Below are 20,013 nucleotides of genomic sequence, written 5' to 3' on the forward strand. Positions count from 1 at the left end.
CGTGACAGAGAATAATCATTCTTCTACAGCGCCGCCCGTTACTGAAGCACCGCACTTTACTGAAGCACCGCGCGTACTCGTCATCGGCGATATCGGCCAGCACACCTACCACGTGGGCGACGAAGCCATGACCATTGCGAGCGCCCAGGCGCTTTCCGAAGGCGGCGCGGCGGTCACCCTCATGACCCGCGATGTGGGCCATTCAGCGCGCTATATCGGCGCGGCTGCTCATAAGGCGGGCGCCCCCTACGAGTACCTGCCGTTCTTCCTCTTCCCCTGGGCACCGGCTGAACGCGAGCTGACCCTTGCGGCGCTCGAGTGCATCCTGGTGGAGCTGCACGCCAACCGGGAGCGCCCCTCAACCGCCGAGCTGGTGGCGCTACCGCAGGTGCAGGCACTGCCCGAGGTGCTGCATCCGCTGGAGCAGACCGTCGAGCGCATGGTGGAGTTCGCAGGCTCCATCGCCGCCATGGACGCGGTCGTGGTCTCCGGCGGCGGTAACCTCAACTCCCGCTACGGTTGGCTGCTCTACGAACGCGCCGCTGCGGTGCGTGCCGCCGAGCATGCGGGCGTGCCCGTGTACGTGACCGGCCAGTCCCTGGGCCCGATCCTCAACCCCGAGGACGCGCAGGTTCTCGAGCGCATGCTACGCACCGCCCACTCGGTGACGGTGCGTGAACGTTCTTCCCTCGCTTGGTGCCGTGAGCGGGGTATTGACGCGCGCCTGAGCGTGGACGATGCCACCGACTATCGGGTGGCTTCCCCGGCGCGTACCCTGCACTATGCGGAGGGTATTTCCGCAGGTCAGGCGCTTGATGAGCTGCCCGAGCAGCACGTCTGTGTGACCGTCAACGAGTGCACCGACCAGCAGGCACAGCAAATCGCGCACCTGCTCGACGGCATGTGGCGCGAGCACAGCTACGCGCCCGTGTTCCTGAGCCACTACGGCGACCCGCAGGACCCGGCAAGCGGCGATATTCAGGTGCACCAGCGCATCGCCAAGCGGCTCAGCACCTCCACCCCGGCGACCCTGCTGCCGATTCTGCACGCCGACCAGAGCGTCACCGTGCACCGTGGCGCGGCGTTCACCCTGACCAGCCGCTACCACCCGGCGGTGTTCTCCGCCGCGGCAGGTATTCCCGTGCTCGCCCTCGTGCCGGACGCCTTCACGCAGATGCGCGTGGGCGGCGCCCTGAGCCTGTACGGGCTGGGCGAGTTCACCCTGCCATTGGGCATGCTTGCCGGTGGTGTTCCCGAGCTGATGATCACCGCCGCCCTGCGGCACGCGGCGGTGGCATCGGATGCACGCCGCATCGAACTGCTGGAGGCGCTACGAGCCGAGCGCGCCTACCTGCTCGCGCAGATTCTTGCATCCGACGCAGAAATTCGCGGCGAGTCAGAAAATCACGGCGAAGCAGAAGCACCCGCACCCTTCCCCGCCGTGGAGCAGGTTCCGGCGCTCCCCGAACCGCTGGGCGCGACCGTCCGTGCCGCCCGCGAGCTCTTCACCGAAACCTCCCTCACCGCGGGGTTCGAGTGGGCGATGTCTGACCGGGCGCACTCCTGGGATGCCGAGCACCGCCGGCAGCTCGAGCGCGCCCGCGCAATCGGCGGGTACAGCGCGCACGGTATTCACGGGGCACACGGTGCAGAAGAAACGCGCCCCATCACCATTGAGCCTGATTCTGAAGCACCCGCCAAGATGCACCCCGCCCAGCCGGGCCTGCTGGCGAGGGTGGCGCGCCGCCTCCGCGGCTAGATTCGCGGCTAAGCCCCCTTGCACTGGGGTTTCGGCACGCAAGCTGAGGTTTCGGCACGCAAAACCACCCAAGCCGGGGCGCTAAGCGGGGTTCGGGGCGCGGGGTCTCTCACACTTCAACCCAACACTCCCCTACCCCCTTGTGCACCGCATGTGCGCCGGTATGATGGTGCCCATGGCACGATTCGCAGACATTCTACGCACTACTGAACAGAACACCCGACAGTTCATCCGTGAGGGTATTCACCGAGTCCGAGCAGACTTCTTTCAGTCTGTGCAGATTGTTGCGGCGTCTATGGGCGCTTGGCTTTTCGCTGAGCGCGTTCTGGGCCACCACGAGCCCATTTTCGCGCCGGTGGCTGCCCTCGTATCCCTCGGCTATGTAAGCGGTGCTAAGCATTCCCGCCGAATCCTTGAGGTCTCCTTCGGTGTGACCCTCGGCATTCTCATTGGCGACCTTCTGCTGATCCTGCTCGGTCACGGTACCTGGCAGGCGGCAGTGGTGCTTTTCTTGACCGTGATTATTGCCCGATTTATTGATAAGGGCATTATTTTTACGATTCAGCTCAGCTTCCAGGCCTGTTTCACGTTGCTGCTGCCCGTACCTGACGATGCGTTCACCCGCAGTTTCGACGGCATTGTGGGTGGCGCCTTTGCATTCCTCGCCATGTACCTGATGCCGCGCGACCCGCGTAAGAACCCGCGTGCCCGCGCACAGGCCCTCATGGATGCGTTCGCGAAGGTTTTCCAGCTCTCCTCCGAGGCAATCCGCTACTACGATTACAACAAGGCGTACCAGAGTCTGCTCGATGCGCGCGCCCTGCAGCCGCTCTACGATGCGTGCCGCGGTGACCTGATTACCGCGCAGGGCATGAGCGAGCTGTCGTGGAATAGCCGCAAGAGCAAGGGCGAGCTGGCGCGCATGGCGAAGACCCTCGCCGCGGTGGATTTGGCGATTCGTAACGACCGCGTGCTCAACCGCCGCATGGCGTCCACGATTCACCACGTGCAGCTGCGTACTGCCGCACAGCTTTCGCTCAGTGACGCGCTAACCGAGCTGTCGCTGGCGGCGCAAAGCCTCGGCCTGGGCATGTCTGCACCCACCGAAGGCGAACGCGAGCACTACATGATGGCGGCACGCGAGCGCATGATTAAGCTTGCCGGCACCCTCGAGCCGCGCACCATGGGTGTGGCGACCTTTGAGGGTGAGTCGCTGGTGCTGATGCTCCGCCTGATTGTGGTCGACTTTTTGGAGGCGACCGGCATGTCCCACAAGGATGCCGTGGCGGTTCTGGTGCCCCTGGGTGAGGCGGTCACGAAGCACGCACCACGAACCTCGGCAATCCCGATTGTCGACGCTGACATGGACGACTCCACGGTGGTTGATGACGTGACCGATAGCGCGGTGAACACCCACCGCACGAACAAGCTCAACACCCGCTCGATCAACATTATGTTGCACGAGAACGAGGAGGAGAGCCGCTCCTCCTAACAGGTTTCTGGAGGGTTTCTAGCTGGGTTCTAGCTGGGTTCTAGCTCGGCTCTAGCGGGGTCAGCGGCAACCCACCAAGACGCACAACGGAGGGGGCTCCCGGCGGCATTCACGCCAGCTGGGAGCCCCCTCTACTGTGTTCTTAAAGGTTTTACTTCTGCGGGAAGAGGAGCGCGAGCGCCTCACCCAGGGTGGTTACCTCACGCACGGTCACGCCCTCGGGCACGTCCCCCACACCGGTCGGGGAGGCGGGCACCAGCACGTGCGTGAAGCCCAGACGGCCCACCTCCGCAATGCGCTGGCGGATGCCCGGAACGGCACGTACCTCACCCGCCAGACCGACCTCGCCAAAGACCGCGAGCTTACGCGGTAGCGGCTTATTCTGCGCCGCCGAGGCAAGCGCCATGACGCACGCCAAATCGGCGGCGGGCTCGGCAATTTTCGCGCCGCCCACCGTAGAGACGTAGCAGTCGAGCTTGCCCACGTTCAGCCCGGCGCGGCGCTGCAGCACCGCCAACAGCATCTGGATACGCGCCGAATCCAGACCGGAAACGGTGCGGCGGGGGGCGGGTGCCACCGCCTGATCCAGCAGCGCCTGAACCTCGGCGAGCAGGGGGCGGCGGCCCTCCATCGTGACGGTCACGCAGGTGCCAGCCACCGGGTGCGGGGTGCTCGAAACAAACATGCCGGAGGGGTCCAGCACGGGGGCGATGCCGTCCTCGTGCATGTCGAAGCAGCCCACCTCATCGGTGGGTCCGAAGCGGTTCTTAATAGCGCGCAGCATGCGGATATTCGAGTGCTTATCACCCTCGAACTGGCAGACCACATCCACCAGGTGCTCAAGCAGGCGCGGGCCCGCGATGGTGCCTTCCTTGGTCACGTGGCCCACGAGCAGGGTGCACATATTGCGTTCCTTCGCCGCGGCAATCACGGAGGCTGCGACCTCCCGCACCTGGGTCACACCACCCGCGCTGCCCTCAACTTCCGCGGAGGCGAGGGTCTGCACCGAGTCAATGACCAACAGGGAAGGGTTGACCTGCTCAATGTGCGCCAGGGCGGTGCCGAGGTCGGTTTCGCTGGTTAGGTAGAGGGTCTGCGCGATGGCGCCGATGCGGTCGGCGCGGAGCTTGACCTGCGCGGCAGATTCCTCGCCGGTGATGTACAGCACCGGGCGCGGCGGCTGGGGTGCGCTATTCTGCGCCGGGTTGTTCTGCGCGCCCTTCTCCCCCGCGATTCCGGCGGTGCCGCGCGCAAAGGTGGCGGCAACATCCAGCAGCAGGGTGGACTTACCCACGCCGGGTTCGCCCGCCATGAGGATGACCGCGCCGGGTACGAGTCCGCCGCCGAGCACGCGGTCAAATTCGGGGTTTCCGGTGCTCATGTAGGCGGCTACGCGCGAGTCGACTTCTGCGATGGGCTGGGCGGGTTTCTGCACGCTGGATGCGGCGCGGGTGCGCGCGCGGGTGCCCCCGGCGGCTTCTTCGACGGTGCCCCAGGTTTGGCATTCGCCGCAGCGGCCTACCCATTTGGCGGTGGTCCAGCCGCATTCGGTGCAGCGGTAGGCGGGTGCGGTTTTGGTGTTTTTCGTACGCGCGGTCATGGGTCTATTTTAGGGTCTGGGGCGATATGGTGCGCGGTGTTTGGTCACGGCGAAATGGGGTGCCACAGAACGCATTTTTACTCTTAAACGCAGATAGTTTAGCCCGGTGCACTCCCGTATAAATATCGAGAATATCCGTTCGTTTTTGAGGCACTTTAGCCCGCCGTTCCGCCCCTGACCTGGCTCAATAACCACCCTTACGGGTACAATGGTTTTCGTGCAGATGAATTATAGTGACCTATTGCTTAAAACTATCGCCCGAATCGCCCCCGGCACCGAGCTCCGCGAGGGCCTGGAACGCATCATGCGTGGCCGTACGGGCGCACTCATCGTACTCGGATCCGACCGCACCGTATCCTCCCTGTCCTCGGGCGGTTTCAACATCGACACTGAGTTCTCGGCAACCCGCCTGCGCGAGCTGGCGAAGATGGATGGCGCTATCATCTGCGACCGCGACGCCACCCGCCTGTTGCACGCCGGCGTGCAGCTCATGCCGGACGCCTCCATTGAAACGAACGAGTCCGGCACCCGCCACCGCACCGCCGAGCGCACCGCGATTCAGACCGGTTTCCCGGTGATTTCGGTGAGCGCGTCGATGTCCGTGATTTCGGTGTACGTTGACGGCACCCGCTACATGGTTGAGGACAGCCAGTACCTGATGGCTCGCGCAAACCAGGCGATTCAGACCCTTGAAAGCTATAAGAAGCGTCTGCGTTCGGTGCTCTCCAACCTCTCCTCCCAGGAGATTGAGTCGAACGTTTCCCTGAGCGACGTGGCGATGACCCTGCAGCGCATGGAGATGGTGAACCGCATTATCCGCGAGGTCAGCCACTACGTGCTGGAGCTCGGCGTGCACGGCCGCCTGATTGCCCTGCAGCTGGAGGAGCTGCGCGCCCCCGAGATGACCGCCAGCGACCTGATCCTGCGCGACTACCTGCCCGAGGTGAACGACGAGCTGATTACCGCCGGCGTTGAGGCTCTGCAGAACCTGGACGATATGGACATCGTGGATCTGCGCACGATTGCCCGCACCGTCGGCTTTGGTGAGAACCCGGACCTGGAGTTCCCCCTGCAGCCGCGCGGTTTCCGTCTGCTCGCCGGTATTCCGAGCATCCCGAACGCTATTTCTGAGCGTCTGGTGGAGCGCTTTGGTAGCCTGCAGGCACTCATGGCGGCGTCCCTTGAAGACCTGCGCGCTGTGGACGGTGTGGGTGAGGCTCGTGCCCGCACAGTGCGTGAGCAGCTCTCCCGCATGGCGGAGAGCAGCCTGGAAAAGTACCTCTAAGAAGACCCATACAAGCCCCCGCGCCGGAGAAGATCCAGCACGGGGGCTTTTTTCTGACCTCACGAGAACCTTTTGCATTATGATGTAGTGACAGTGAAGCTTACCCTTCACACCTTGACACCCCCAGGAGGTCACAATGTCGTACTCACGAACTAAGCGCTCTGTCCCATTCTTCGTGTGGGCATCCCCCATTCTGTTCCTGATTTACCTGCCGCTACTGTGGTTCAAGGTCATCCCAAACTCTTTTGAGGTGACCGACCTGTCCACCCTGCTACTGGCGGCACTGCAGTGGACCGCTTTCGGTAGTCTGCTCGGGTACCTGGGCGAGCGCCGCTTTGCTAAGCCTCGCGCCTCCAAGTAATAACCAAATAAAAGCTAAAGCCCCCGTGCCGGAAGAACATCCAGCACGGGGGCTTCTCACGCCCACACGGGGCAAAAACTATAGAAGTGAACTACTGAATCACGAAGTTCACCGGAGCCGAGGTCACACCATTGACCGTAGCCGAAGCCCAGTAGGAACCCTTCTGAGCGGTCGAAGCGGAGGAGCAACCCAGCACGTTGATCTTACGGTCCCACGCCAGGTCGGTTGCACCCTCGGCACCTGCGGCTACCTCAGCCTTCTGAACGGCGGTCGCCGCGCACAGGCTGCGGGTGTACACCTGAGCCGCACCGGAGGTGATGTTCAGGTCCACGCCGGTGTTCGCGCCCTCGCCGCCCACAGCGCAGGGGGTCTTCGAGGAGTTCGTGTAAGTCACGTGGAAGGACACCTGCTCACCGGCAGCGAAGGTACGCTTCGCGGGGGTGACGGTCACCTTTAGGTCGTTCGCGGTACATGCCGCAACAACAGCCGCAGTGGTCACCGAGGGTGCCGGTGCGGGAGCAGTCGGGGTCGCCGCGGGGGTGGTTGCTGCAGGGGTTGCGGCCGCGGTGGTCACGCTTGCGGTGGGTGCCGCAGAAGCGGTCACCGAAGGAGTTGCCGAAGCAGTAGCACTAGCCGACGCAGAGGCAGTCACGCTAGCGGACGGGGTAGCCGAAGCAGTTTCGGAGGGGCGAGCACTGAAGCTCTGGAAGGGTGCACCGGAAGCCGTCGCGGTGGAGGCTACAGTGGCGTCCTTCTTGCCGTTAATCATGCCGACCATGGAGGTCACGCCGGCGACCAGCAGCAGAATGACAGCGAGCAGAGCAATGACCGCCACGATACGACGGCGGCGGTAGACTTCGGGAGGCAGAACGGGACCATTTTCAGACATACCCTTAAGGATACCGGGTTTAACCCTGAGAATCACAGTGAACCCCGTTCATGCGGTTTTGGGAATATATGCCCTGTGGCGTAGGCTTTTCGGATGACCTCAGAGCCCAAACGCACCGCACGCACACGCCCCGAACCCGCCCTACCCGAAGGCACCAACATCGAGGCACTCCACCACCGAATCAATGGATGGTTCCTCGACCAGGCACGCGATTTGCCGTGGCGTCGCGACGAGTGCACCCCCTGGGGTGTGATGGTCAGCGAGTTCATGCTGCAGCAGACCCCCGTCAAGCGCGTGCTGCCCGTGTGGGAGGAGTGGATGCGCCGCTGGCCCACCCCCGCCGACCTTGCCGCCGAGCCCGCCTCGGAGGCGGTGCGCGCCTGGGGCAGGTTGGGTTACCCGCGCCGCGCGCAGCGTCTGCACGGTGCCGCAGTGGCGATTGTGGATCAGCACGGCGGCGAGGTTCCCGCCGACTACGAGGCGCTGCTGGCTCTGCCTGGCGTGGGTTCCTACACGGCGGCGGCGATTAGCGTGTTCGCGTTCGGTCTGCGCGCCACGGTCATTGATACGAACATCCGCCGCGTGCACGCGCGCGCGGTCTCCGGCAAGGCGCTGCCCTCCCGCTCGTTGACGGCGGCTGAGACTCGCCTGGCGGAGGAGCTCATGCCCGCGGACACCCCCACCTCCTGCCTGTGGAATGCGGCGACCATGGAGCTTGGCGCGCTGGTCTGCACGGCGAAGTCCCCGACCTGTCAGCTGTGCCCGGTGGAGGATTTATGCGCCTGGGTTGCGGCAGGCAAGCCGGAGGCGGACTACACGCCCAAGGGCCAGAGCTGGCACGGCACGGACCGCCAGGTGCGCGGCGCGGTCATGGCGGTGCTGCGTGCAGCGCATGAGCCGGTGAATCGCGAGCTGATTTTGAGCGCGGGTGCGTCCTCAACTGCCGGTGCAACCTCTTCACCCGACCTGGTATTCCCCGTGGATGCACCCGAGGCGGTACACCGCCCGCTCAAGGCACTGTATGCGCTCTCCCCTGCCGCCGAACAGCTGCAACGCTGCTATGCGGGGCTGCTGGCGGACTCTCTCGCCCGCGAAGTCACGCAGGGTGATACAGTGCTCGTCTCGCTCTAGTACCCGCCGCAGAGAGGCTCCTGGAGCCTCCCAAAAGCATAGAAACGCCTGAGGGGCGGTACCGGATCATTCCGGTACCGCCCCACAGGCGTTTAGTGCGCTAAAGCCTAGCTACCTAGAGCTTATTCCAGAGCCTAGTCGTTGCCCTGACCCTCAGCGGCGGGTGCCTCAGCTGCGGGAGCCTCTGCGGCATCCTCGTTCAGCTCCTGCACCGAGTCCAGAGCCAGCTCCTTCATCGGCTGAGAAGAGAAGACGAACTTCGCGGAGTCGCCCTCACCCTCAACGTCCACGGTGATCTTCTCACCAGGCTTGATGTCGCCGAAGAGAATCTTCTCGGACAGGGCGTCCTCAATGTTGCGCTGCATCTCGCGGCGCAGAGGACGGGCACCCATGGACGGGTCGTAACCCTTAGCCGCCATGAGAACCTTCGCAGCGTTGGTCAGCTCAATGGACATATCCTGCTCCGCCAGGCGCTTAGCCAGGCGGCCCACAAACAGGTCCACAATCTGCAGAATCTCAGACTCGGAGAGCTGCGGGAAGACGATGATGTCATCCACACGGTTCAGGAACTCGGGGCGGAAGTGCTCCTTGAGGTTCTCCATCACGCGTGCCTGCATACGCTCGTAGTCGGCTGCGGTGTCGTCCATCGCCTGGAAACCAACCGGGATGCGGCGGTTCACATCGCGGGAACCCAGGTTGGTGGTCATGATGATTACGGTGTTCTTGAAGTCCACCACGCGACCCTGCGAGTCGGTCAGGCGGCCGTCCTCAAGAATCTGCAGCAGCGAGTTGAACAGGTCGGAGTGAGCCTTCTCCACCTCGTCGAACAGGACCACGGAGAAGGGCTTGCGGCGCACCTTCTCGGTCAGCTGACCGCCCTCATCGTAGCCAACGTAGCCGGGAGGCGCACCGAACAGACGGGAGACGGTGTGCTTCTCCTGGTACTCGGACATATCCAGGGTGATGAGCGAATCCTCATCGCCGAACAGGAACTCCGCCAGAGCCTTGGCAAGCTCGGTCTTACCCACACCGGTCGGGCCGGCGAAGATGAACGAACCACCGGGGCGGCGCGGGTCCTTCAGACCTGCACGGGTACGGCGAATAGCGCGGGACAGCGCCGCAATAGCGTGCTCCTGGCCGATAACGCGCTTGTGGAGCTCCTGCTCCATGGTCAGCAGGCGGGTCGACTCTTCCTCGGTGATCTTGTAGACCGGAACACCGGTGGAAGCGGCAAGAACCTCAGAAATAACCTCGGGGGTCACGGTGCCGAATGCGTCGCCGCCTTCGCGCCATGCCTTCTCGGCTTCTTCCTTCTCAGCCAGGACCTTCTGCTCCTGATCACGCAGGCCTGCGGCCTTCTCGTAATCCTGGGAGTTGATGGCGTCTTCCTTCTGCTGGCGTAGCTTGGCTGCCTTCTCGTCGAGTAGCTTGATTTCCGGGGGTGCGGTCATGCGCTTGATGCGCAGGCGTGCGCCCGCCTCGTCAATCAGGTCGACAGCCTTATCCGGCAGGAAGCGGTCAGAGATGTAGCGTGCCGCGAGGTTCACGGCGGTCTCAATTGCCTCGTCGGTAATGGTGACGCGGTGGTGTGCCTCGTACTTATCGCGCACGCCCTTGAGGATCTGCACGGCGAGCTCCTGGGAGGGCTCGTCCACCTGAATCGGCTGGAAGCGGCGCTCCAGGGCGGCATCCTTCTCGATGTGCTTGCGGTACTCATCCAGGGTGGTGGCACCGATGGTCTGCAGTTCGCCTCGAGCCAGCATGGGCTTGAGGATGGAGGCAGCGTCAATCGCGCCCTCTGCGGCACCCGCACCGACAAGGGTGTGAATCTCGTCAATGAACAGGATGATGTCGCCACGGGAGCGAATCTCCTTCAGGACCTTCTTCAGGCGCTCTTCGAAGTCACCGCGGTAGCGCGAACCTGCGACCAGGGAGCCCAGGTCCAGGGTGTACAGGTGCTTGTCCTTGAGGGTCTCGGGGACGTCACCGTGCACGATAGCCTGTGCCAGGCCCTCCACGACGGCGGTCTTACCGACGCCGGGCTCACCAATCAGCACGGGGTTGTTCTTGGTACGGCGGGAGAGGACCTGCATGACGCGTTCCATCTCCTTGTGGCGACCGATGACCGGGTCCAGCTCGCCCTCACGCGCTGCGGCGGTGAGGTTACGGCCGAACTGATCCAGGATGGTCGAACCCGCGGGAGTGCCTTCGCGGGAGTTACCTGCACCCACGCCGGCGGTTTCCTTCTCACCGGAGTTGTTGCCGGGGTAGCCGGAAATCAGGTCCATGACGGCCTGGCGCACAGCGGCAGGCTCAGCGCCCAGCTTGACCAGCACCTGGTTTGCCACGCCCTCGTTTGCACGAACCATGCCCAGCAGGATGTGTTCGGTGCCAATGTAGCCGTGGTTCAGCTGAATAGCCTCGCGCATGGACAGTTCGAGAACCTTCTTCGCGCGGGGGGTGAAGGGGATGTGACCGTTAGGCGCCTGGGGGCCGGGGCCGACGATGTCCTGAACCTGTTCACGTACTGCGTTCAGGGTAACGCCCAATGATTCCAGGGCGCGAGCACCGATGCCTTCGCCCTCGTGAATCAGACCGAGCAGCAGGTGTTCGGTACCGATGTAGTTGTGGTTGAGCATGCGTGCCTCTTCCTGGGCAAGCACCACAACGCGCCGAGCTCGGTCGGTAAAGCGTTCAAACATTTACGCACTCCTTGCATTTTCCTATTGATACAAGAGTACGTTGAGCTGCGGGTTTATGCCCCGCGTGTGGGCGCCTGTTCGCCATCAAGAGAACAGATGAGCTGTTCGGGGCGTTTTAGGCGCGGTTTCGGGCGCCTAGGAGGGGGTTCCGCGGGATTTTGGGGAGGTTCCAAGGAGTAGCTCCCACCGGTGAGGGAGAGGTCGGAAAGCAGGTGCGGAGGCTCTGCAAGTGGGCTCTGAGGGGCGGTAGCGCCGATACGAGGGCGCTCGGGAGAGCAGAACCCACAAGAAGCCACACAGACCCACACGAGAACCCCCAGTTTTCTGCACGCGCGTGAATATATTGCAGAAATTTTTAAAAATTTATATGTTTACGTGAGAAATTTCAATAATTCGCAAAAATATATACGGCTCGATTATTGGCAGAATATTTCCACATAATTCCCAGGCAATCCACAGCAGAATTTCCTCCGACAATCATCTCGACATCAGGAAAGTATCATGGCAAATCTCCACGACAGCACACGGGCAGCACGCTTATTATTTTCTACCCCATTCAGCGCATGCACCGCGGCCCATACCAAGTGAATATCCCAGCAAATAACAACAGTGCCGAAGAGATTAATGCGCTAACACCTTTAGTGTTCCTGCCGATGCATGAAATCTAAATGAACGCAGTTTCCAAATGCAGGATATGTCGTTACGGTTGACCAACATCCCTCTCATCATTGCGCAGAATGTACCATCAGGACACCCAATATATTTTACATGTAAATAGTTAATTGGATTTTGAAACAAAACATCCCCTCCCCTATTCAGATATGCAGAACATATCAGCATGCACATGAAGGCATAACAAAAGGCGGACGGTGAGAACACCGTCCGCCTTGAATACCGGAAGCATAGAACTCTAAGGAACCAGCCCCTCCGGTAATGCACAATGCATAAGCCTGAGAGCTATTTAGCCCTGAGCCTTCATTGCTTCGTAGTATGCGTCCTGAATATCCTGGTGGATGCGGCCGCGGTCAGAGACCTTGTGGCCGTTAGCCTTAGCCCACTCGCGGATTGCTGCGGTCTCGGGGTTGCGCTTGACCGGAGCAGCGGTACCGCGGGGTGCACGGGTGCGCTGGGTAGCGGTACCCTGCACGCGGCGGGACTTCGCTACGAAGGGGCGGATAGCGTCACGCAGGCGAGCTGCGTTAGCGGAGGACAGGTCGATCTCGTAGTGAGCACCGTCCAGGCCAAAACGGATGGTTTCGTCTGCGGGGCCGCCGTCGAGATCGTCTTCAAGGATGATGCGAACCTTCTGTGCCATTGAGGCACCTCCTCATCTGATTGCATATATCCTGTGGATTAAACCCAAAAGCCTCTATCGGAGATTGAGAAAATAGTGTGCCGGATATATTTATGTACTAATTTTCTTTCACATAGTAACAGAAATATATTAAAGATTCCGAAAATATCCTGAATATTGAAATAATGCGCTGATCGCTCTGAGCGATATATCCATTCCGTTCGTCTCCGCATAAATCCGTACCCACCCCACACATTAATGTGCAGTTTGGAGTGCAAATACTTTGGATTCTCTTGCGCACACACGGAGACAAATATCAAATAATGCGCACCCAGCACCGCCCAACAATCTGTAGGAAATGCACCACCCACACAGACCCCCACAATAGACCATTCACGCCGCACATTTCCGAACCATTCAAAAGCGAAATTCTGCCCCTATCCCAGCACCTCATTCTTTTCTATACGACACATTCGTGTATAAGAACAGAAACCCCCGCCAGAATGAATAGAGCAGCATAAATCAGCACCAGAATGGAACAAAAAAGCACCGAAAAAGCCTCTGACCTGTGCAAATACCAATTTAAGCCCACAGCACACGCTATACACCGTGCAAAACAGTTCACACAAAACGGCGGGTGCCGCAGATACACACCGTATCCGCGGCACCCGCCGCATTATCGCCTCTCAAGGTGAAGCTAAAGCTTAGGCTTCCGGCTTCATCAGGGGGAAGAGAATAGTCTCACGAATACCGGGCTGACGCACCACAGTACCCGGACGCTCCGGATCCTGGTCGCCCGCCAGCAGCATAATCAGACGGTCAATGCCCAGACCCAGGCCACCCATCGGGGGTGCACCGTGCTCCAGGGCGCGCAGGAAGTCCTCATCCAGCTCCATCGCCTCATCATCACCGGCAGCAGCCAGCAGCGACTGAGCGGTCAGGCGCTCACGCTGAATGACCGGGTCAATCAGCTCGGAGAACGCGGTACCGCGCTCCATACCGCCAATAATCAGGTCCCACGCCTCAATCAGAGGCTCACCGGAACGGTGCGGACGAGCCAGCGGCTGAGCGCTCGGCGGGTAATCGTACACGAAGGTCGGGTTCACGAGGGTCGGCTCAACGATCTCACCGAAGAGCTCGGTCACCAGCTTCTCAGCGTCCCACTTCGGGTCGATATCAACCTCGTGCTTCTCAGCAATCTCGCGCAGAACGGAAGCGTCAGTCTCGGGGGTGATCTCAACGCCCACAGCCTCGGACAGGCCCGGGTACACGCCAACCCACTTCCACTCACCGAACAGGTCGATGGTGCCGTTCTCGGTCTCAATACGCTCGGTACCGACAGCCTTCGCGCAGCTCTGGATAATCTCCTTCATGCGCTCAGCCATCACGAACTGGTCTGCGTAGGTCTCGTAGCACTCCAGGGTGGTGAACTCGGGGCTGTGGGTCGAGTCCACACCCTCGTTACGGAACACGCGGCCAATCTCGTACACACGCTCAATACCACCGACCACTGCACGCTTGAGCGGCAGCTCGGTTGCAATACGCATGGTCATCGGCTGGTCGAAAGCGTTCAGGTGGGTGCGGAACGGGCGAGCAGTCGCGCCACCGTGCACCAGCTGCAGAACGGGGGTCTCAACCTCAATGTAGCCGTGATCCTCCAGCACGCGGCGGACGGTGCGGGTAATCAGGGCGCGCTTCTTCACCAGCTCGCGAGCCTCCTCGCGAACCATCAGGTCCAGGTAACGCTGGCGAACGCGGGTTTCCTCGTTCAGGTCCTTGTGCAGAACCGGCATGGGGCGAAGAGCCTTCGACGCCATCTTCCAGTCGGTCACCATAATGGACAGCTCACCGCGGCGAGAAACAATCACGCGGCCGGTCACGAACACGTGGTCGCCCAGGTCAACCAGGGACTTCCACTCAGCCAGGGACTCCTCGCCCACCTCAGCCAGCGACAGCATCGCCTGGATGCGCTTGCCCTCGGTGCCACCCTGCAGGGTCGCGAAGCACAGCTTACCGGTGTTACGAACGAACACCACGCGGCCACCAACATGCACCACACGGTCAGTCTCGTCGCCAGCCTTCAGCTCCTCAGCAGCCAGCTTCGGATCGTACTCGGCGCGCAGATCCTCAATGTGGTTGGGTTCCACGCGGTTACCCTCAGAATCCAGCAAACCCACCGGGTATGCCTCGCGACCCGACTCGATCAGCTTCGCACGCTTCTCCAGGCGAATCTGCATCTGCTCGGACATATCAGCAATCGCCGGTGCGGCAGTGTGCTCAGTGCTCACGGTGATACCTATCTGTGTAGTGTGTTGGGGACTCTTCTAAACGAGCGAACGCTTAGCGCAGGTCCATGTTGTCAATCAGGCGGGTCGGGCCAACGAACGCAGCAACCAGTGCCAGCACTCGCTCCGACTCCTCAGTCGGCTCACCGAAAGTCATCGGATCAACCAACTCCAAGTAGTCCAGGCGCACGCCGGGAGTGGAATTAATCCGCTCGCGCGCACCCTCCAAATCAATCTCGTGGAAGCCACGGTTCAGCGAATTCTCACGCAGCATCGCCAGGGTGCGGGACAGCACCAGGGCAGACTCGCGCTCCTCATCCGACAGGTAGCTATTACGCGAAGACAGCGCCAGGCCGTTATCGTCGCGCACAATCGCCACCGGACGCATGGTCACGTCGTGGTTAAAGTCGTGAACCATACGCTGGATCAGGATGTACTGCTGAGCGTCCTTCTGACCGAAGTACGCATTCACCGGGTGGTTACCCGCAGCGGGGCGAATAATGTTGAAGAACTTATTCACCACGGTCAGCACACCGTCAAAGTGGCCGGGGCGGGTCGCACCCTCAAACTTGGTGCCCAGCTCGCCGCTCGAAATGCGGATGAGCGGGTCACCGTCGGGGTACATTTCCTCCACCGAGGGGGCGAAAATGATGCTCACGCCGGCGGCACCAGCCAGGGCAGCGTCTGCCTCCAGGGTGCGCGGGTATGCTTCGTAATCCTCGCCGGGGCCAAACTGCAGCGGGTTCACGAAAATGGAGGCGACCACTACATCATTCTGTTCAGCGGCGCGACGCAACAGGGTTGCGTGGCCGTCGTGCAGGGCGCCCATGGTGGGCACGTAGCCCAGGGATGCGTTCTTGTACTGAACTGCGGTGCCGTTCTGCTCCGCCTCCTGGCGTGCGGTACGGTCCAGTTCCTCCTGCGCTGCGGCAAGAGATTCGGTGATTGCCGTGCGGAACTCCGCAATGGTGGTCACGACTCGGGGCTTCGAAGTCTCAGTCATGACGAGAACTCCTTGTTTTCGGGGGTTGAATCGTCAATATCGCCGGGGTGGTTGCATTCCGAAGAATCGCCCAGCAGATCCTCAATTCGTCCCAGTTGTTCATCGTTTAACAAACCTCTATTATGCGCTCTTTTTGCGGTTGCGTGTGCCAGAGCGGCATAAGAGTCTGTAATATCACCTGTTTTCTCATGCTCTGAGTACTCATTCAGAGCATGCAGATGAGCCTTCACGGTACCGGAATCTCCGCGTGCCACGGGCCCGGTCAGAGCCCCCTCACCGCTGGCGAGCGCATTGTCCACGGCGGCTCGCACGAGCGGCCCCATGTAGCGTGCCGGGTCCTCAATACCGATGGAGGCGAGCATCTGCTGGGACTGGCCCAGGATGGTCACGAGGTGGTTCGCGGCGTGCGCCAGGGCTGCGTGGTAGAGCGCGCGGTCAGCCTCGGCAACGTGCACGGGTTCGCCGCCCACCTCCACCACGAGTGCCTGAGCAATCGGGATGAAAGGCGCCGGTCCGGTCACGGCGAAGCAGGTGCCGTTCAGGCGCTGCAGGTCCACGGACATGCCGGTAAAGGTCATGGCGGGGTGAATCGCCAAACCGATAGCACCCAGCGCGGTCGCTGGCGCAAGAACCTCGGTGCCGTGGCGGCCGGAGGTGTGCACCAGAATCTGACCGGCGGTAACACTTCCCGAGGACGCCAGGTAGGTGACAAGGCCCGGTAGCTCATCATCGGGAACCGCAAGGATCAGCAATTCACTACGTTCGGCAATCTGCTCCACCGACAGCAGAGGCACATCGGGAAGCAGCATCGCGGCGCGCTCCTGAGAAGCCTCAGACACCGCATGAACACCCACAATAGTGTGTTCGCAGGCGCGCAAAGCCGCGCCGAGGACGGCGCCAACCCTCCCGGCGGAAATAATTCCAATGCCCAAACGCGCAGGTTTTGAATGCTGTATCACGGCTTTAAGTATATTCTCCCTTTCACGCAGGCCCTGCCGCCGGTGTCACGAAGAACACCGACGGCAGGATGGGTTCTGCAGTTTTACTAGTTGTATCGCTGAGCTAGCGGGTTAGCTTAGCTGGCGGGCTGGCTTAGGGGCGCCCGCTCAATACCGGCTCAGGTACGCGGTAGTAGGGCTCAATACCCTCCAGGCGAACCGTCATCAGCAACACCAGGTCCTCACAGACCCGCGGCGGCAGGTGCATCATGAGGGTGCGCACCGGGCCGGGCACCGTACCGAAATGCACGCTCGCGCATCCGAAGGCACGCTGTAGCGGGCCCTGTCCCCAGCTCACGCTCAGCACGCGGCTCACCGGAACAATCGCCAGAGTGCGGTTGAAACAGCCGCCACGAATCAGCAGCAGGTCGCCCTGCGTATGCTCACCAACGCTCGCCCGTGCCGCATCCGAATCAATGCGGGTGGTCGCCTGAACCGAACCGGCAGTGTAACCGACCGTGGTCACGCCGTTACGCTTCCAGGTGAGCAGGTCCATCCATCGCGCCGACGAGGGGGTCACAATCATTGCCGGAACCTGCGGCTGCTGACGCTTCAACGAACCATCGGCGGTATCCAGCAGCACCTGCGCCTGCACCTCATCCAGGGCGGGCAGAAGCAGACGCAACACCATCAGCGCCTCCTGCCTATTACCAACCGGCAGGGCAATATTGCGGGTCACCAGCTTCTGGTTATCGTTCTGCTCAACACCGATACCGGCAATGGTCATCTTGATGCGGTACCAGCCGAACGCACGCCACAGAATGGACTGCTCCACCACCAGCGCCTGAATACGCTCAACCATCACGTTCTGAGTGTGCGTGCCGGTGAAACCGTAGCGCAGGGTCACGCCACCCTGACCGCTCGGGGTGATTTTGAAGTTCGCGGCACCGTCAAAACGCGCCCACAACGTACCCAGGTAACCGAGCAACGGCACGAAAGTACCCGGGAGCATCGCCATGAAAATGAAGAACGGGCTCTCACCGCTCACCACCGCAGCGATGACGGCTGCACCCAGCATGAGGCTCACGACGGGTACCAGCCACACCAAGTGCTCCAGCATGATGGAGGCAATCAGACGCACATTCGAGATGCGGAAAATCGGCGGCTGCGAGGGGTCAGCAGGGGTCGGCATCGGGCGGCGAGCGCCGCGGCGGGATGCGCCGGGGTACTGAGTACCGGGCTGCTGGATGCCCTGCTCGGGTGCAGGCTGCGAGTAGCCGCCCTGCTGAGGCGCCGCCTGCTGATGAGCGGGCTGGGCGCCGTCCTGCGCGGGCGCACCATAAGACGCCTCATAGGGCGCACCATAGGAGGCCTCGAACGGCTGATGCAGCTGGTCGGCGTCCGGCATGCGCTCCGCCGAAATCTGCATGCTCTCGGGTAGCACGTCGACCGGGCGGCCAGCCGCCTCCGAACGCAGCAGGTTAATACTCGCCATCGCGGTACGGCGCAGAACCTCCGCCTTGCGGGCAGAAACGTACTTGATGTGCAGCGCCTCCGAAGAGCCGTCAGCCACCTCAAAACGAAGCTCCGACAGACCCAGCAGACGCGCCACCAGAGGACGCGAAATGTCCACGCTCTGCACGCTCTCCAGGCGGATCGTGCGGTTCTTCTTGAACAGAAAACCGCTACGGCGGTGAATCGCCAAATCGTCCAGGCTGTAGCGGGTAAACCACCAATCAATCGAGCCGCCAACCAGAATCAGCAGGAGCACGCCGAGGCCAATGAGCTGCGAGTACGTCGCACTGAAATAGCTGCTGTTCTCGTCGAATGCCTGCGTCAGGCGCGCGCCCCACTCATTCGGCGGGGTCGTCAGAATATTCAGGATGATGCTCTGGAAGAAGCCGAACGCCAGCAGAATAACGAACCAGAGGTTCATGATAAACGTGCGGATATCGGCACGCCACCACTTCTGTTCCTGAGAGTTCGGGGCGTTATTATTCGGAACCGGGGTACTCATTAGAGCGCCGCCATTCGCTCATCGGCGCGGCGCACCAGATCCGCACGCAACTCCTCCGCCACGTTCAGCGGAATACCGAACAGCACCATCGTGCCGGTGGTCGTACCCGCGGTGCGCACCGTCAGGCGGGCAACACCGCACATGCGCTCCAGCGGGCCCGAATCCACATCAACATACTGGATGCGGCCGTACGGCATAGAGCTCATCGAACGAAACACGATACCGCGGCGAGCCATCAGGTGATTCGACTCCAGGGCGTAGCCGAGCGCGCGAGTACGGCGCGGAGTGGTCAGAATCCACCACAGACCCCACAGACCAAACACCGCGACCACCACCAGACCGACGATGCGTAGCGCCTCCGGGCCGCCGAAGAACGCACCCGCACAATACAGGGCAACACCCGCAAGAATCGGGAACGCCAGGGCAGAAATAGTGTGAACAAAACGAACCGTCAGGTAGCCGGAGGCGGCGGGCACCCACTGCGGCTCCGGCACGGCTTGCGCGGAAACCGGCTGAGAAGACACTGGCTGCGGCGCGTTCGGGTACGCGGCAGCGGGCGGAACCTGCTGTCCATACTGCGCCTGCTGGTCATACTGGGCACCAGGCTGACCGTAAGCCGCCTGCTGGTACTGCCCGTACTGGTTCTGCTGAGCAGGCTGGCTCTGACCATACTGACCATACTGACCCTGTTGGGCGTCCTGCCCGTACTGGCCATTCGGCGAATAACTATTCTGGTTAGGAGCCGACATAGGTTCCTCCCTCTCGCGGCTTTACAGCACCGGAAGAGGAGGCCGCATCCTCATCATCCTCCGGCGGAATACGACAACAATGCTGAGCCCACAGCCCAGCAATCAGCAGGGCAACACTGCCCACACAATTAACAAGAACCTCCCAAAAGACCACCGAAAAACCGCGCACAGACACCATCGCCACATGGTAACCAAGAATCGCAGCGCACCAGCCCGTCAACAGGGCACCGGTCATGATGGAACCCTGCGCATACGCCACCGCACGCGCCGCAAGAATCGGGCCCATATGGGGTGCCTTCTCACGCGTCTGAATACGACGATAACGAGCCACCTGCACACCCAGCCACACGGCACCCGCCGCAACCAGCAGGCACACCGCGCCGAGCATCCACGAAAAATTCAGCTCACCAAAACCGGCGCGAATCATCACGGAATTCACCATAAGAGCGGCAGCGGCACCGCACACAGCCGCCACAATAATCGCCCGATAACTCAGGGGCTTCATGGT

General features: G+C 61.7%; 15 protein-coding genes. 5 read left to right on the forward strand and 10 right to left on the reverse strand.

Annotation, left to right across the window (positions count from 1 at the left end; translation table 11 throughout):
• The first annotated feature begins 1 nt into the window (after position 1).
• Both AB8E48_RS01165 and AB8E48_RS01170 read left to right on the forward strand, forming a co-directional pair.
• Entirely contained in the window at positions 2–1,759 is a 1,758-nt protein-coding gene (locus AB8E48_RS01165; RefSeq protein ID WP_368885492.1) for a polysaccharide pyruvyl transferase family protein, read from the forward strand.
• A 163-nt stretch (positions 1,760–1,922) separates the two neighbouring features.
• Entirely contained in the window at positions 1,923–3,251 is a 1,329-nt protein-coding gene (locus AB8E48_RS01170) for an FUSC family protein (protein ID WP_311468982.1), read from the forward strand.
• Between the two features lie 151 nt (positions 3,252–3,402).
• Here AB8E48_RS01170 and AB8E48_RS01175 read toward each other — a convergent pair whose 3' ends face one another.
• On the reverse strand, positions 3,403–4,851 hold the full coding sequence (locus tag AB8E48_RS01175; protein WP_296545048.1) for a DNA repair protein RadA: 1,449 nt from the start codon (positions 4,849–4,851) through the stop codon (positions 3,403–3,405).
• Positions 4,852–5,059: 208 nt separating this feature from the next.
• Between AB8E48_RS01175 and disA the strand changes: the two genes are divergently transcribed.
• Complete coding sequence (gene disA / locus AB8E48_RS01180; RefSeq protein WP_070634644.1) at positions 5,060–6,136, forward strand: DNA integrity scanning diadenylate cyclase DisA; 1,077 nt, start codon at positions 5,060–5,062, stop codon at positions 6,134–6,136.
• A 136-nt stretch (positions 6,137–6,272) separates the two neighbouring features.
• Entirely contained in the window at positions 6,273–6,497 is a 225-nt protein-coding gene (locus tag AB8E48_RS01185; RefSeq protein WP_311468978.1) for a phosphoglycerol transferase, read from the forward strand.
• Between the two features lie 91 nt (positions 6,498–6,588).
• On the opposite strand, the gene AB8E48_RS01190 is transcribed toward AB8E48_RS01185, so the two are convergent.
• On the reverse strand, positions 6,589–7,386 hold the full coding sequence (locus AB8E48_RS01190) for a hypothetical protein (protein WP_368885493.1): 798 nt from the start codon (positions 7,384–7,386) through the stop codon (positions 6,589–6,591).
• A gap of 93 nt (positions 7,387–7,479) precedes the next feature.
• Here AB8E48_RS01190 and AB8E48_RS01195 point away from each other — a divergent pair, with 93 nt between their 5' ends.
• Positions 7,480–8,517, forward strand: coding sequence for an A/G-specific adenine glycosylase (locus tag AB8E48_RS01195; protein ID WP_368885494.1), 1,038 nt, complete (start codon positions 7,480–7,482; stop codon positions 8,515–8,517).
• Between the two features lie 134 nt (positions 8,518–8,651).
• On the opposite strand, the gene AB8E48_RS01200 is transcribed toward AB8E48_RS01195, so the two are convergent.
• The 8 genes from AB8E48_RS01200 to AB8E48_RS01235 all read right to left on the reverse strand — a co-directional run bounded on the left by AB8E48_RS01200 (position 8,652) and on the right by AB8E48_RS01235 (position 20,010).
• On the reverse strand, positions 8,652–11,219 hold the full coding sequence (locus AB8E48_RS01200; protein ID WP_368885495.1) for an ATP-dependent Clp protease ATP-binding subunit: 2,568 nt from the start codon (positions 11,217–11,219) through the stop codon (positions 8,652–8,654).
• A 961-nt stretch (positions 11,220–12,180) separates the two neighbouring features.
• Complete coding sequence (locus AB8E48_RS01205) at positions 12,181–12,534, reverse strand: histone-like nucleoid-structuring protein Lsr2 (protein ID WP_060824230.1); 354 nt, start codon at positions 12,532–12,534, stop codon at positions 12,181–12,183.
• A 683-nt stretch (positions 12,535–13,217) separates the two neighbouring features.
• A complete protein-coding gene (gene lysS, locus AB8E48_RS01210) occupies positions 13,218–14,801 on the reverse strand; it encodes a lysine--tRNA ligase (RefSeq protein ID WP_080974860.1) in 1,584 nt (527 codons plus the stop codon).
• Between the two features lie 52 nt (positions 14,802–14,853).
• The gene (gene panC, locus AB8E48_RS01215) at positions 14,854–15,801 is read right to left on the reverse strand and encodes a pantoate--beta-alanine ligase (protein WP_368885496.1); all 948 of its coding nucleotides are present in this window, start codon (positions 15,799–15,801) and stop codon (positions 14,854–14,856) included.
• Positions 15,798–16,760 carry a Rossmann-like and DUF2520 domain-containing protein gene (locus AB8E48_RS01220; protein WP_368885497.1) on the reverse strand — a complete coding sequence of 321 codons (963 nt, stop codon included), beginning with the start codon at positions 16,758–16,760 and terminating at the stop codon, positions 15,798–15,800. Before AB8E48_RS01220 ends, panC begins: the two co-directional genes overlap by 4 nt.
• Positions 16,761–16,893: 133 nt before the next feature.
• The gene (locus AB8E48_RS01225; protein ID WP_368885498.1) at positions 16,894–18,756 is read right to left on the reverse strand and encodes a PH domain-containing protein; all 1,863 of its coding nucleotides are present in this window, start codon (positions 18,754–18,756) and stop codon (positions 16,894–16,896) included.
• The gene (locus tag AB8E48_RS01230) at positions 18,756–19,505 is read right to left on the reverse strand and encodes a PH domain-containing protein (protein ID WP_368885499.1); all 750 of its coding nucleotides are present in this window, start codon (positions 19,503–19,505) and stop codon (positions 18,756–18,758) included. The genes AB8E48_RS01225 and AB8E48_RS01230 overlap by 1 nt, the downstream gene beginning before the upstream one ends.
• The gene (locus tag AB8E48_RS01235; RefSeq protein WP_368885500.1) at positions 19,492–20,010 is read right to left on the reverse strand and encodes a DUF3180 domain-containing protein; all 519 of its coding nucleotides are present in this window, start codon (positions 20,008–20,010) and stop codon (positions 19,492–19,494) included. Before AB8E48_RS01235 ends, AB8E48_RS01230 begins: the two co-directional genes overlap by 14 nt.
• Between the last annotated feature and the right edge of the window lie 3 nt (positions 20,011–20,013).

The sequence above is a fragment of the Rothia mucilaginosa genome (assembly GCF_964211445.1).
Classification (GTDB): Bacteria; Actinomycetota; Actinomycetes; order Actinomycetales; family Micrococcaceae; genus Rothia; species Rothia mucilaginosa_E.

Bases quoted from the DNA above. Each gene is read 5' to 3' on its own strand.
- AB8E48_RS01170 (WP_311468982.1), top strand. From the start codon at position 1,923: ATGATGGTGCCCATGGCACGATTCGCAGACATTCTACGCACTACTGAA.
- AB8E48_RS01175 (WP_296545048.1), bottom strand. From the start codon at position 4,851: ATGACCGCGCGTACGAAAAACACCAAAACCGCACCCGCCTACCGCTGC.
- disA (WP_070634644.1), top strand. From the start codon at position 5,060: ATGGTTTTCGTGCAGATGAATTATAGTGACCTATTGCTTAAAACTATC.
- AB8E48_RS01185 (WP_311468978.1), top strand. From the start codon at position 6,273: ATGTCGTACTCACGAACTAAGCGCTCTGTCCCATTCTTCGTGTGGGCA.
- AB8E48_RS01190 (WP_368885493.1), bottom strand. From the start codon at position 7,386: ATGTCTGAAAATGGTCCCGTTCTGCCTCCCGAAGTCTACCGCCGCCGT.
- AB8E48_RS01195 (WP_368885494.1), top strand. From the start codon at position 7,480: ATGACCTCAGAGCCCAAACGCACCGCACGCACACGCCCCGAACCCGCC.
- AB8E48_RS01200 (WP_368885495.1), bottom strand. From the start codon at position 11,219: ATGTTTGAACGCTTTACCGACCGAGCTCGGCGCGTTGTGGTGCTTGCC.
- AB8E48_RS01205 (WP_060824230.1), bottom strand. From the start codon at position 12,534: ATGGCACAGAAGGTTCGCATCATCCTTGAAGACGATCTCGACGGCGGC.
- panC (WP_368885496.1), bottom strand. From the start codon at position 15,801: ATGACTGAGACTTCGAAGCCCCGAGTCGTGACCACCATTGCGGAGTTC.
- AB8E48_RS01225 (WP_368885498.1), bottom strand. From the start codon at position 18,756: ATGAGTACCCCGGTTCCGAATAATAACGCCCCGAACTCTCAGGAACAG.
- AB8E48_RS01230 (WP_368885499.1), bottom strand. From the start codon at position 19,505: ATGTCGGCTCCTAACCAGAATAGTTATTCGCCGAATGGCCAGTACGGG.
- AB8E48_RS01235 (WP_368885500.1), bottom strand. From the start codon at position 20,010: ATGAAGCCCCTGAGTTATCGGGCGATTATTGTGGCGGCTGTGTGCGGT.